Raw genomic sequence first — 11,992 nt, forward strand, 5'->3', positions numbered from 1 at the left:
GTCACCGCGCGCAGCAGCAGATCGGTGAAGTCGGAGTCCTTCTTGACCGCGAAGAGGCCGGCCGCCTCACCTTCGTCGGCGTTCATCTCCCGCTGGTAGCGGAAGAGTTCGGGGTCAAGACCGAGGTCGCCGAGGTGCTCGATCCAACGGTCGTGGATCTCCTCCCAGTGCACCTCCAGATGGGGATACGCCTTGCCCGCCTCGGTGAGGGCGTCCCGGAAGCCCTTCATGGTGCGGCGGCGGCCCTGTGCGCCCGACTGCCCCTCGACGACCGGCCGCACGGCGGTCGACTCGGCCACGGGCAGGTTGTCCAGCGAGAGCCCCGGCCCGGGCCGGAAGGAGTACCAGGCCTCGGCGAACTTCCGCGGGTCGTTGGAGACCTGCCGCCCGCGCCACTCGCTGGCCTTGCCGACGACGACGCATTCGCCGGTGAGCGTGTGCTGCCACTCCAGGGCGACGTGCCCGCAGTCGTCGGCGAGCAGGAACTTGCGCAGCACGCCGGAGCTGGCGCCGCCGAGGGTGTTGCGGTGGCCCGGCAGCATCACGGAGAAGATCAGCTTCAGCAGCACGGACTTGCCCCCGCCGTTCTCCAGGAAGAGCACGCCGGCGGGCGCGGGGCGGCGCGGCGGGCCGACCGGCTCCTCCTCGAAGAACTCCGCCTGGGTGGGCGCTGGGGCGGGCACGGGCTCCCCGACGCCGCGCAGGTCAAGCACGGTGTCGGCGTAGCGCGCACCGGCGGGACCGATGGAGTAGAGGCGGACCCGGGACAGCTCGTACATGGCGGACTCTCGTAAGTCTTCGGCAGGAAGGGGGAGTTCAGGAGCGGGACGAGTGGAACGGCAGTCCGGCGTCGGCCGCCAGCTCCACCTCTTCGGTGTCCTCGGCGGGCACCAGCGTCGGCGTACCGTCGGTCACCGGGACCACGCCCAGCTCCAGCAGCTCGGCCATCGCGGCGCTGCCCGCCATGTCCCGCACCTGGAGCTGATAACGCGTCGTGGTCCGGTACGTACCGCCGTTGTCGTCGCCGATGCGCTGCAGGAAGCCGGAGTCGGTCAGGAACGCGGCGGCCTTGCCGACGATGCCGGTGGTCGAACCGGCGAGTCTGCGCGCGTCCTTGGTGGCGCCCGTGGCGCTGCGTCTGATCCAGATCCGCCACGCGGCCTCCAGGCCGGGCGCGTCGGTGGCCGGGTCGGTGTTGTCGCCGTGCTCGGCGGCGCGCTCCTCCAGACGGCGGCAGGCCTGCCGTACGAAGGCGTCGACGCCGTTGACCGTCACGCGGCCGATGTAGCCGTCGTCGGCGAGGTCCTCGGGGCGCGGGAACGCCATGGCGGCGACGGCGAGATGGGCCAGGCCGTGCAGGAAGCGGTCGCCGCCGTCGGCGGACGTACGGCGCGCGTAGTCGCTCATGCGGACGGCGAACACCGAGTCCTCGGCGGCCGTCACGGCCATCCCCGCGCGCGGGGACACCTCCAGGACCACGAGCCCGAGGCCGGTGGCCACCGCGTCCGCGAGCCGCGCGAACGGCGGGTCCTCGCGGTAGCGGCGCAGCAGTTCGGCGTACTCCTGGTCGCGCGCCGGCTGCAGCTTGGGCTGCAAGCCGAACGCGACGAGCCGCGCGGCGTCGGCGGCGTCGGCGGGCGTGACGGCGGCGCTGACCGGTACCGCACCGGTCTCCGGCTCACTCCACTCGACGTGCTCGGTCACGGCTGTCGCTCCTTGCTGCTCTCACACTGGTCCGTACGCTGCCCGGGTCCGCTCACGCCGCCTCCGTCCTGTCGGCCGCCATCCCCGCCGCGTCCAGCAGGGCCGTTCCCACGATCAGGTCGGCGCCGCCGAACTCGGGGTCGTCCAGCTCCGTCCCGTCGTCGACGGCGAACAGCAGCTTCTCCTCGCCCTGCCGGTAGGCCGTGCCCACGGGCGGGCTGGCCGCGTGGACGGCCAGCAGGGCCACCAGGTAGGGCAGATCGGGGTCGATGCGCCGCGCCTCGGCCAGCAGGCCGGAGAGTCTGCGGGGCGCGTCCGCCGGGAGATCGAGCAGCTCGGTCGCCGCGGCCAGCTGCTCCTCGCTGAAACGGCTGTCGTCCGGGGTGGCGATGAGGTCCGGTTCGGGCATCTCCGCGCCCAGGTGCTCCCGCTCCACCGGAGGCGTCAGCAGGATGTCGACGAGATCCGTCACCCGGACCGACACCGGGGTGCGCAGCCCGGTCCCGCGCGCGAAGAACGCGTCCGTGACGCGCACCGACTGCTCCAGCGGCAGCGGCAGGATCGGGGCGACGAGATGGCCGTAGAGGTCGATCCCCGAGGAGGTCATGGGGGTGGCGAAGGCCTGCCGGTCCTGTTCCGCGCGGAACAGCGGTCCGGCCTCCAGCAGCCGGGACTGCAGCTGCGTGTGCCTGCGGATGCAGTCCTTGACGATGTCGACGAGCTCGGCCGCGCGCCGCTTGTGCTCGGCGTCCTCGGTCTCGTCGCGTGCCTTGCGGATGTTGGTGAGGATCGCGTTCTCGTGGCGGTACCGGTCGGCGACGTGGTCCAGCGCCTCGGCGATCATGTCCGGCACGGCGTTGAGCCAGTCCACCGCGCGGACGTTGCGCCGGGTGGCCTCCAGGGCGCGGCGCAGCGTCTCCGAGTACTGCACCGTGCGGTACCGGGCCTGCTCGGCCGCGAGCTGGGCGTCGGCGAGCCTCCCCCGGTTGATCAGGACCTCCAGCTTCACCTCGGCGGCGATCTGGGCGCTGGTGACGTCCGTGTCCAGAGCGCCGACCAGGACGTTGACCGCCTCGTCGGTCGTGCGGAGGTAGACGGTGCCGCCGGGGCCGGGCACCTCCTCGATCAGTTTGAAGTCGTAGTCGCGGCGGACGTAGCTGCCGTCGGTGGTGAACGTGCCGTAGACGGCGCGGAAGCCGCGGTCCACGCTGCCGACGTTGATCAGGTTCTCCAGGACCCAGCGGGCCACGCGCTCGTGCTCGGTGACGGGCCGCCGCGGGGCCTGGGCGGCGATGCGCGGGATGAGGCGGGCGACTATCTGGTCGTGGTCGGCGCCCGTGTCGAAGTCCATGTTCAGCGTGACCAGGTCGATGGCGGAGAGGGCCACCTCCGCCATGCCGTAGACCGAGTACTCGCCTGCGAGGTTGGCCTTGCGCGTGTCGAGGTCGTGCAGTGGGGCGGTGCAGGCGAGCGCGCGCAGGCGCCGCGCCAGTCCCTCGTCGGCGGCCGGGCCCGGCGCGGGGCGCGGCCCCGCGCTGAGCTGGGGCGGAACGCTGTCCGTCGGTGCAGGCGAAGTCACGGTGCACAGACTAGGTCCTCGGTCTGACAACGGCCCAAACGGGCGTGAATCGTGTGTGCGCCGTCCGTGGCCCGCCGCGCCCTACGAAAGGGCGTCGCCCTCCCCGACCCTTCTGCGGTAGACGTCGACCACGCGTTCCAGCGAATCGTCGAGGTAGACCGCCAGCAGCTTCTCGGCCGCTTCCCGGTCCCCCGCCTGGAGGGCCTGCTGGATCTGGCGGTTGCGGGCGAGGTAGGGCTCGTGGAGGCGCTTGGGGTCGTCCACCACGTGGAAGGCGAGGCGGAGTTCGGCGAAGACGCTGCGCATCAGCTCGTCGGTGCGGGCGCTGCCGGCGAGCGCCACCAGTTCCCGGTGGAAGTGGATGTTGGCGGTACCCACCGCTTTCCAGTCACCTTCGCGCGCCGCCCGCTGCCCCTCCTCGACGACCGCGCCGAGCGCCTCGAGGGAGTACGGCGGCTCGCCGAGCCCGCGCACGACGGCGCACTCGACGAGCCGGCGGGTGCGGTAGATGTCCTCGACGTCCTCGACGGTCAGGACCCGGACGAAGACGCCCCGGTTCAGCTCGTGGACGAGCAGGCGTTCGTGGGTGAGCAGCCGGAACGCCTCACGCAGCGTGTTGCGCGAGACCCCGAGCGCGCCGCCGATGCTGTCCTCCGACAGCCGGGTCCCGGGCGGGAAGAACCCCTCGGCGATACGGCCTCTGAGGATGTCCGAGACACGCTCGGCGGTGCTGGTGCGCCCCAGGAGAGCGCGATCGTCGGCCAGTCCGTGCAACTGCTCTGCCATGCCCGGAATTCAATCGCAGACACAAGAACGAAACAACATGGGTATTGAAGGATCGTTGAACGATCCTCTACGTTGCTTCCCACGGCGCCGACTCCCCTCGGCGCCGCCCGCTCACGCACGGCACCCCCCACGGCACCCCCATGCACGGCACGGCTCACCTCCCAAGCACCCTCCGTCCTCCCACTGCGAGGTGCACATGAGCACGACCCCTTCACCGCAGGCCCTGAGCACACCCACCGGCGCGGACGAACGCGCCCTCGAAGACGGCGCGTTGGGCTGGCTGCGCGCCCTGGGGCCGCGCGGCCGCCGCGCCTTCGCCGGCGCGTTCGGCGGCTATGCGCTGGACTCGTACGACTACTTCACGCTGCCCCTGACGATGGTCGCGCTGGCCGCCTACTTCGGCCTGGACAGCGGCCAGACCGGCCTGCTCACGACCGTCACACTCGTGGTCTCCGCCGTCGGTGGCGCCCTCGCCGGAGTGGTGGCCGACCGGTTCGGCCGGGTCCGCGCGCTGATGATCACGGTGATCACCTACGCGGTCTTCACCGTGGCCTGCGGCTTCGCGCCCAACTACGAGACCCTGCTGGTCTTCCGGGCCCTGCAGGGCCTCGGGTTCGGCGGCGAGTGGGCCGTCGGCGCGATCCTGGTCGCCGAGTACGCGAGCGCCCGGCACCGCGGCCGCACACTCGGTGCGGTCCAGAGCTCGTGGGCGGTGGGCTGGGCGCTGGCCGCGGTCGTCTACACCGTGGTCTTCTCCTTCGCCGGCGACGACCTGGCCTGGCGCATCATGTTCTGGACCGGAGCGCTGCCCGCGCTGCTGGTGATCTGGATGCGGCGCCGTGTGCACGACGCCCCCGAGGCGGCCGCCGTACGCGAGAAGAGCGCGCACAAGGGCTCGTTCGCGGCCATCTTCCGGCCCGGCCTGCTGCGCATCACGCTCTTCGCCGGACTGCTGTCCACCGGTGTCCAGGGCGGCTACTACACGCTGGCCACCTGGGTGCCGACGTATCTGAAGAGCGATCGCGGTCTGTCGGTCGTCGGCACCGGCGGCTACCTGGCGTTCCTGATCTCCGGCGCCTTCCTCGGCTATCTGACCGGCGGTTACCTCACCGACCGGCTGGGCCGCAAACGCAACATCTGGCTGTTCGCGCTGCTGTCGGCCGTGTGCATCCTGGCGTACGCGAACATCCCTCAGGGCGCCAACGCGCTGCTCCTGGTGCTCGGTTTCCCGCTCGGGTTCTGCATGTCGGCGATCTTCAGCGGCTTCGGCTCCTACCTGAGCGAGCTCTACCCGACGGCCGTGCGCGGCACGGGGCAGGGCTTCACCTACAACACCGGGCGCGCCGTGGGCGCCGTCTTCCCCACCACGGTCGGCTTCCTCGCCGACAGCTGGGGCGTGGGCGGTGCGCTGGTGTTCGGCGCGATCGGCTACGGCGTGGCGGCGCTGGCCCTGCTGGGGCTGCCGGAGACGCGCGGGAAGGAACTGGCGTGAACCGTACGGAAGACCGCCCCCTGACCGTCGTCGAGGAGCACGCGCACGCGTGGAGCCCGTCATCCGCCCGGGCCCGCTTCCGGGACGGGCTCACCGGGCCCACCGCCGGGGTCGCGGCCGGCCACACCCAGGTCAACCTGATCTCGGTGCCCGCCGACTGGGCCTACGACACCCTGCTGTTCTGCCAGCGCAATCCCAAGCCCTGCCCGGTGCTGGACGTCACGGACGCCGGGGACTTCACCACGGTCCTCGCGGACGGCGCGGATCTGCGCACCGACCTGCCGCGCTACCGGGTCTGGGAGAACGGCGAGCTGGTGGACGAACCCACGGACGTGCGCGCGTACTGGCGCGACGACCTGGTCTCGTTCCTCATCGGCTGCAGCTTCACCTTCGAGTGGGCGCTGGCCGGGGCGGGCGTCCCGATCCGCCACATCGAGCAGGGCCGCAACGTCCCGATGTACGTGACCAGCCGCCAGTGCCGCCCCGCGGGGCGGCTGCACGGCCCGCTGGTGGTGTCCATGCGGCCGGTGCCGCCGGAGCACCTGTCGGCCGCGCTGCGGGAGAGCAGCCTGCTGCCGGCGGTGCACGGCAGCCCCGTGCACTGCGGTCCGGCCTCGGCGCTCGGCATCGAGGACCTCGGCCGGCCCGACTTCGGCGACCCGGTGGACGCCGAGCCGGACGACATCCCGGTGTTCTGGGCCTGCGGAGTGACCCCGCAGGCGGCGGTGATGACGTCCCGGCCGCCCTTCGCCCTGACCCACGCACCGGGCCAGATGTTCCTGACCGACGCCCGCGACGAGCAGTACCGCGTGGCCTGAGAGGAGACCGAAGGATCCATGACGTCGATCGATCTCAACGCCGACCTCGGCGAGGGCTTCGGCCGCTGGCGGCTGACCGACGACGAGCAGCTGCTGTCCGTCGTCACCAGTGCCAACGTGGCCTGCGGCTTCCACGCCGGGGACGCCGCCACCATGCGGCGGGTGTGCGAGCTCGCGGCCGCGTGCGGCGTGCGGATCGGCGCCCAGGTCTCCTACCGGGACCTGGCGGGGTTCGGGCGGCGCTCGATGGACGTGCCGCCCGCGGAGCTCGCGGCCGAAGTGGCGTACCAGATCGGCGCCCTGGAGGTCTTCGCTCGCGCGGCGGGCACGCGCGTGTCGTACGTCAAGCCGCACGGCGCGCTCTACAACCGCGTCGTGCACGACGAGGAGCAGGCCGGCGCGGTCGTGGAGGGGGTGCGGCTCGCCGACGCCGCGCTGCCCGTGCTCGGCCTGCCCGGATCACGGCTCCTGGAGCAGGCCGCCAAGGCCGGACTCCCGGCCGTCACGGAGGCGTTCGCGGACCGCGCCTACACCGCGGAGGGCACGCTCGTGCCACGCGGCCACGACGGCGCCGTGGTCACCGATGCGGAGGCGGTCGTGGAGCGCTCGGTGGGCCTGGCCCGCTTCGGCACGGTCACCTCGCACTGCGGTGCCGCCGTCGACGTACGCGCGCGTTCCCTGTGCCTGCACGGGGACACGCCGGGCGCCGTGGAGCTGGCCCGGCTGGTCCGGCGGCGCCTGCAGGAGTCGGGAGTCCGGGTGGAGGCCTTCGCATGAGGGCGCTGCCCGTGGGCGACCGCGCCCTGCTCGTCGAACTGTCCAGCGGGGACGAGGCGCAGGCCCTGCACGCGGAACTGCTGCGCCGCCGCGCGCAAGGGCTGCTCAGCGTGCACGAGATCGTCCCGGCGGCCCGCACCGTCCTGCTCGACGGCCTCGACGACCCGGCCCGACTGGCCTCCGAACTGACCGCCTCCGAGGTACCACCGGCACCCCCACGCGCGCGTGCGGCGATCGACATCCCGGTGCGCTACGACGGCCCGGACCTGACCGAGGTCGCCGCGCACTGGGGCGTGAGCGCACAGGAGGCGGCCCGCATCCACGCGGGCACCGAATTCACCGTCGCCTTCTGCGGGTTCGCGCCCGGCTTCGGCTACCTCACGGGCCTTCCGCAGCGCTACGACGTCCCGCGCCGGGCCACTCCGCGCACGGCCGTCCCACCGGGTTCCGTGGCTCTGGCGGGCCCGTACACGGGCGTGTACCCGCGTTCGTCGCCGGGCGGCTGGCGGCTGATCGGCCGCACGGACGCCGTGCTGTGGGACCACGCGCGCGTGCCGGCCGCGCTGCTGTCGCCCGGCACGCGCGTGCGCTTCGTCCCGGTGGACGGCTCATGACGGACCGGGCGCTCGTCGTCGTACGGGCCGGGGCGCTGACCACCGTGCAGGACCGGGGCCGCCCCGGGCACGCGCACCTCGGCGTGCCCCGCTCGGGCGCGCTCGACTCCCCCGCCGCCGCGCTCGTCAACCGCCTCGTGGGCAACCCGCCCGGGGCGGCGGTCCTGGAGACCACCCTCAACGGCTGTGCCGTACGGCCGCGTTCGACGGTCACGGTGGCCGTCGGGGGCGCCCCCTGCGCGGTCACGGTCGACGGACGGCCGGTCGCCTGGGGAGCGCCGGTGCACGTGCCCGCCGGCGCGCTCCTGGAGGTCGGAGCGGCCGTCTCCGGGGTCCGCGACTACCTGGCGGTCGCCGGCGGCATCGCGGTCGAACCGGTCCTCGGCAGCCGTTCCACGGACCTCCTGTCGGGCCTCGGCCCGCCGCCTCTCGCGGACGGCACGGTGATCCCCCTGGGCACGCCGGAGGACCTCCACACGCGCGTGGACGTCGCCCCGCAGCCGGCTCCGCCGGCCGAGCTGGTCCTGCGGGTGACGCCGGGCCCGCGCCACGACTGGTTCACGCCCGAGGCGCTGCGCACGTTCACGTCCCGCCCGTACCGCGTGTCCTCCGCGAGCAACCGCATCGGCCTGCGCACCGAGGGCCCCGCCCTGGACCGCGCCCTCCCGGGCGAACTCCCCAGCGAGGGCATGGTCCTGGGCGCGGTCCAGGTCCCTCCGGACGGCCGTCCGGTCGTCTTCCTGGCGGACCACCCGACCACCGGCGGCTACCCGGTGATCGCGGTCGTCCACCCTCAAGACCTGGCGGCAACGGCCCAGGCAGCACCGGGCACACCGGTCCGCTTCGTCAACGCACGCAGCCGCCAACTCCCCTAGGGGCGCTTCGTGAAGCCACGCAACCGCCAACTCCCTTAGGGGCGCGAGGAACCGCGCGACCAGCCACAAGGCACCCGCACCGAGCAATCAAGCCTCCTCCCCCGCGAGAACTAGACCGCATCAGGCTGCTCGACAACCGACACCGCAGCCAACGCGGCGGACACGGCGGCAGCCGCCCGCACGTCCAGCCGCGCACTCGTCCCCCGCGCCCGATGCCCCATCTCGTCCGCCGCGAGCCGCAGCAGCTGGGGCAGCAGGTCCGTGCAGCGCCGCGCGACCCACGCGGTCCCCGCCGTGGCCAGCCACAGCAGGCTCGCCGACGTGGTGGGCGCCGGGAACTCCGGTTCGGGCGAGGGAGGCGCACCGGCCGCCCGGTCGGCCTCCCGCAGCAACGAGTGGAAGCGCACCGCCAGTTGGCGGTGCCCCCGCTCCCCCGGATGCAGCCGGTCCGCGCTCCACATCGCGCGGTCCGTGATCCAGTCGGCCTCGGCCGCGTGCAGATGGACGGCCCCGTAGCGGTCGGAGAGCGCGTGGACCACCCGGTTGACCGCCCGCTGCCGCCGGGCCAGCGGACGGGCCAGCGAGCCCGGGAGCCCGAGCATCGAACCGGGGTCGGGCAGACAGGCGGTGAGCAGGGTCGCGCCCTGCCCGGTGAAGGCGGCGTAGACCTGGTCGAGGCGTTCGGCGACGGCGCGGATGTCGAAGGTGCAGCGCAGGGTGTCGTTGACGCCGATGACCACCGACGCGATGTCCGGCTCCAGTGCGAGACCGGCCGGCGTCTGGACCTCCAGCACCTCGCGGGTCTGCGCGCCGCTCACCGCGAGGTTGGTGAACTCGACGGAGTCCGCGGCCAGCCCGCCGGCGAGCAGCGCCGCCCAGCCGCGCCACCCGTCCCCGACGGGATCGCCCACGCCCTCGGTCAGCGAGTCCCCGAGGGAGACGAACCGCAGCGGTCTCATGCCACGCTCCCGGGCACGGAGGGACGCACCGGCACCGTCGCGTCGTGCGCGGAGGGACGCACCGGTACCGTCGCGTCGTGCGCAGCGAGGAACGCGTCCACGGCCGTGTTCCACCCGAAGCACTCGGCGCGTGCGCGTGCGGTCCGCCGCCGCTCCCGCTCGGGCAGGCCGAGCAGGATGTCGACGGCGTCCGCGAAGGCGTCCCCGTGGTCCGCCGCCACGGCTCCCGCCGACCCGATCACCTCGGGCAGCGCGGAGGAGGTGCTGACCACCACGGGCGTGCCGCAGGCCATCGCCTCCAGGGCGGCCAGTCCGAACGTCTCGGCAGGGCCGGGCGCCAGGCACACGTCGGCGGAGGCCTGGAGGGCGCCCAGCGCGGCGCGGTCGGAGACGTGCCCGAGGAAGGTGACCGGCAACCCGCGCTCCCGCGCGCGCTGTTCGAGCCGCGGGCGCAGCGGTCCGTCCCCGGCCACCACGAGCACCGCCCGCCTGCCCCGCCGCCGCAGCGACTCCAGGGCGTCCAGCGCGGTGCCGGGCCGCTTCTCCACGGACAGCCGGGTGCAGGTGACGATCAGCGCCTCGTCCTCGCGCGCGTACAGTGCGCGCAGTCCCGGGTCCCGCAGCGCCGGGTGCCGCTCCACCAGGTCGACGCCGAGGGGGGCGCGTACGACGTTGCGGGCTCCGATCCGCACGAACTCGCGCTCGGCGAACTCGGTGGTGCACACCACGCGCGCGTACGTGTGCGCGGTACGGACGTTGAGGGCGTCGGCGGCGCGCCGGGCCGCCCCCTCCGGCACTCCCCAGGTCCGCAGCACGCCGTCGGCGGTCTCGTGGGAGACCATCACGGCGGGGACCCGGGCCCGCCGCGCCCACCGGCCGGTCCACCGCAGGGTCGTCCGGTCCGAGACCTCGAGGCGGTCGGGGGCCAGCTCCTCCAGGAGGCGGGCCACACGCCGCTTGTCGGTGAGCACCCGGTACCCGCCGGTGCCGGGCAGCAGCGGCCCGGGCAGGGTGATGACGCGCCCCTGTTCGGTCTCGCGGTCGTCGGCACGCTCGCCGGGCACGATCAGCACGGGTTCGTGTCCGGCCTCCCGGAAGCCCTTGCCGAGCTCGCGCAGGGCGGTGCGCAGACCGCCGGACGCGGGGGCGACGAAGTTCGCCAGGCGCACGATCCGGAGCGAGTTCATGCCGCCACCGCCGTCTTCCTGCGCGCGGCGAGGACGTCCGCGTAGTGCCCGATGAGCTGGTCGCCGACGGCCGCCCAGGTGCGGCCCTCGACGGTGGCCCGCGCGGTGTCGCCGAAGGCGGCCCGCCGGGCCGGGTCTGTCACCAGGGACAGCACGGCGTCCCGTACGGCGTCGGCGTCGCGCGGCGGCACCAGCAGGCCGGTGCGCCCCTGGACGACCAGGTCGAGCGGGCCGCCGACGGCGGGAGCCACCACCGGGACGCCGCTGGCCATGGCCTCCTGCACGGTCTGGCAGAAGGTCTCGAAGGGCCCGGTGTGCGCGAACACGTCGAGGGAGGCGTAGATCCGGGCGAGTTCGTCGCCGGTGCGCCGGCCGAGGAAGACCGCGCCCGGCAGCGCCTCGGCGAGGCTCGGCCCGCTCGGGCCGTCGCCCACGATCACGACCTTCACGCCGTCGAGGCCGCAGACACCGGCCAGGAGCTCGATGTGCTTCTCGGGGGCGAGCCGGCCGACGTATCCGACGATCACCTCGCCGTTCGGGGCGAGTTCGCGGCGCAGGGCCTCGTCGCGCAACTCGGGGCGGAACCGGACGGTGTCCACGCCGCGGGGCCACAGTTTGACCCTGGGCACGTCGTGGGTCTCCAGGTCGCGCATCGAGGCGCTGGAGGGGGCGAGGGTGAGGTCGGCGGCGGAGTGGACGGAGCGGATGCGCCGCCAGGCCGCGGCCTCGCCGGCGCCCATGTAGGTACGGGCGTAGCCGGCGAGGTCCGTCTGGTAGACGGCGACGGCCGGCACGCCGAGCCGGGCCGCGACGGCCATGCCGCGGACACCGAGGACGAAGGGGCTGGCCAGGTGCACGACGTCGGCCCGGTGCTCGGCGACGGCCGCGGCGAGGCGGCGGCTGGGCAGGGCGACACGGACCTGGGGATAGCCCGGGAGCGGAAGGGAGGGGACACGGACGACGGGGCACGGCGCCTGGGCGTCGGGCCCGGTTCCGGCCCGGCCGGCGAGAGCGGTGCAGGCCGGAGCGACGACGAGCGGGAGGTGACCGCGATCTACGAGGTGCCGGGCGGTCTGGAGCGCGCAGTGGGCCACGCCGTTCACGTCGGGGGGAAAGGATTCGGTCACGATGACGACACGCATACCGGTGTTCTCGCCGCACCGGACGTGGCCGCGTCAACGTGGATCTTTCCGGACGAGGA

11 protein-coding genes and 1 pseudogene are annotated in these 11,992 nt (G+C 73.8%); 5 read left to right on the forward strand and 7 right to left on the reverse strand.

Going from position 1 to position 11,992, the window contains the following annotated elements; all coding sequences use genetic code 11:
- From ACFU97_RS32475 to ACFU97_RS32490, 4 genes and pseudogenes are all read right to left on the reverse strand, one after another.
- Positions 1–779, reverse strand: a pseudogene (locus ACFU97_RS32475) (hypothetical protein); the annotation flags it as partial.
- A 37-nt stretch (positions 780–816) separates the two neighbouring features.
- Complete coding sequence (locus tag ACFU97_RS32480) at positions 817–1,704, reverse strand: hypothetical protein (RefSeq protein WP_384263959.1); 888 nt, start codon at positions 1,702–1,704, stop codon at positions 817–819.
- Positions 1,705–1,756: 52 nt separating this feature from the next.
- Complete coding sequence (locus ACFU97_RS32485; protein ID WP_384263960.1) at positions 1,757–3,283, reverse strand: hypothetical protein; 1,527 nt, start codon at positions 3,281–3,283, stop codon at positions 1,757–1,759.
- 81 nt (positions 3,284–3,364) lie between these two features.
- Entirely contained in the window at positions 3,365–4,069 is a 705-nt protein-coding gene (locus tag ACFU97_RS32490) for a GntR family transcriptional regulator (RefSeq protein ID WP_384263962.1), read from the reverse strand.
- A gap of 196 nt (positions 4,070–4,265) precedes the next feature.
- On the opposite strand from ACFU97_RS32490, the gene ACFU97_RS32495 reads away from it, so the two are divergent.
- From ACFU97_RS32495 to ACFU97_RS32515, 5 genes are read left to right on the forward strand one after another with little or no spacing between them, the layout of a single operon-like run.
- On the forward strand, positions 4,266–5,561 hold the full coding sequence (locus tag ACFU97_RS32495; protein WP_384263963.1) for an MFS transporter: 1,296 nt from the start codon (positions 4,266–4,268) through the stop codon (positions 5,559–5,561).
- Positions 5,558–6,379, forward strand: a complete 822-nt coding sequence (locus ACFU97_RS32500; protein ID WP_384263965.1) for a putative hydro-lyase — start codon at positions 5,558–5,560, stop codon at positions 6,377–6,379. Before ACFU97_RS32495 ends, ACFU97_RS32500 begins: the two co-directional genes overlap by 4 nt.
- An 18-nt stretch (positions 6,380–6,397) precedes the next feature.
- A complete protein-coding gene (locus tag ACFU97_RS32505; protein WP_384263967.1) occupies positions 6,398–7,156 on the forward strand; it encodes a LamB/YcsF family protein in 759 nt (252 codons plus the stop codon).
- Positions 7,153–7,770 (forward strand): allophanate hydrolase subunit 1, encoded by a 618-nt coding sequence (locus ACFU97_RS32510; protein ID WP_384263968.1) that lies wholly within the window; start codon positions 7,153–7,155, stop codon positions 7,768–7,770. Before ACFU97_RS32505 ends, ACFU97_RS32510 begins: the two co-directional genes overlap by 4 nt.
- A complete protein-coding gene (locus tag ACFU97_RS32515) occupies positions 7,767–8,645 on the forward strand; it encodes a biotin-dependent carboxyltransferase family protein (RefSeq protein WP_384263970.1) in 879 nt (292 codons plus the stop codon). The genes ACFU97_RS32510 and ACFU97_RS32515 overlap by 4 nt, the downstream gene beginning before the upstream one ends.
- 110 nt (positions 8,646–8,755) lie before the next feature.
- Here the strand turns inward: ACFU97_RS32515 and ACFU97_RS32520 are convergent, their stop codons facing one another.
- From ACFU97_RS32520 to ACFU97_RS32530, 3 genes are read right to left on the reverse strand one after another with little or no spacing between them, the layout of a single operon-like run.
- A complete protein-coding gene (locus tag ACFU97_RS32520; RefSeq protein ID WP_384263971.1) occupies positions 8,756–9,604 on the reverse strand; it encodes an SGNH/GDSL hydrolase family protein in 849 nt (282 codons plus the stop codon).
- On the reverse strand, positions 9,601–10,791 hold the full coding sequence (locus ACFU97_RS32525; RefSeq protein ID WP_384263972.1) for a glycosyltransferase: 1,191 nt from the start codon (positions 10,789–10,791) through the stop codon (positions 9,601–9,603). Before ACFU97_RS32525 ends, ACFU97_RS32520 begins: the two co-directional genes overlap by 4 nt.
- The gene (locus ACFU97_RS32530; protein WP_384263974.1) at positions 10,788–11,933 is read right to left on the reverse strand and encodes a glycosyltransferase family 4 protein; all 1,146 of its coding nucleotides are present in this window, start codon (positions 11,931–11,933) and stop codon (positions 10,788–10,790) included. Before ACFU97_RS32530 ends, ACFU97_RS32525 begins: the two co-directional genes overlap by 4 nt.
- Positions 11,934–11,992: the final 59 nt, after the last annotated feature.

This window comes from Streptomyces sp. NPDC057616 (assembly GCF_042800575.1).
Classification (GTDB): Bacteria; Actinomycetota; Actinomycetes; order Streptomycetales; family Streptomycetaceae; genus Streptomyces.

What these genes read in the sequence shown, in the direction of transcription:
- ACFU97_RS32490 (WP_384263962.1), bottom strand. Translation starts at nt 4,069, where the DNA reads ATGGCAGAGCAGTTGCACGGACTGGCCGACGATCGCGCTCTCCTGGGG.
- ACFU97_RS32495 (WP_384263963.1), top strand. Translation starts at nt 4,266, where the DNA reads ATGAGCACGACCCCTTCACCGCAGGCCCTGAGCACACCCACCGGCGCG.
- ACFU97_RS32510 (WP_384263968.1), top strand. Translation starts at nt 7,153, where the DNA reads ATGAGGGCGCTGCCCGTGGGCGACCGCGCCCTGCTCGTCGAACTGTCC.
- ACFU97_RS32505 (WP_384263967.1), top strand. Translation starts at nt 6,398, where the DNA reads ATGACGTCGATCGATCTCAACGCCGACCTCGGCGAGGGCTTCGGCCGC.
- ACFU97_RS32520 (WP_384263971.1), bottom strand. Translation starts at nt 9,604, where the DNA reads ATGAGACCGCTGCGGTTCGTCTCCCTCGGGGACTCGCTGACCGAGGGC.
- ACFU97_RS32515 (WP_384263970.1), top strand. Translation starts at nt 7,767, where the DNA reads ATGACGGACCGGGCGCTCGTCGTCGTACGGGCCGGGGCGCTGACCACC.
- ACFU97_RS32525 (WP_384263972.1), bottom strand. Translation starts at nt 10,791, where the DNA reads ATGAACTCGCTCCGGATCGTGCGCCTGGCGAACTTCGTCGCCCCCGCG.
- ACFU97_RS32530 (WP_384263974.1), bottom strand. Translation starts at nt 11,933, where the DNA reads ATGCGTGTCGTCATCGTGACCGAATCCTTTCCCCCCGACGTGAACGGC.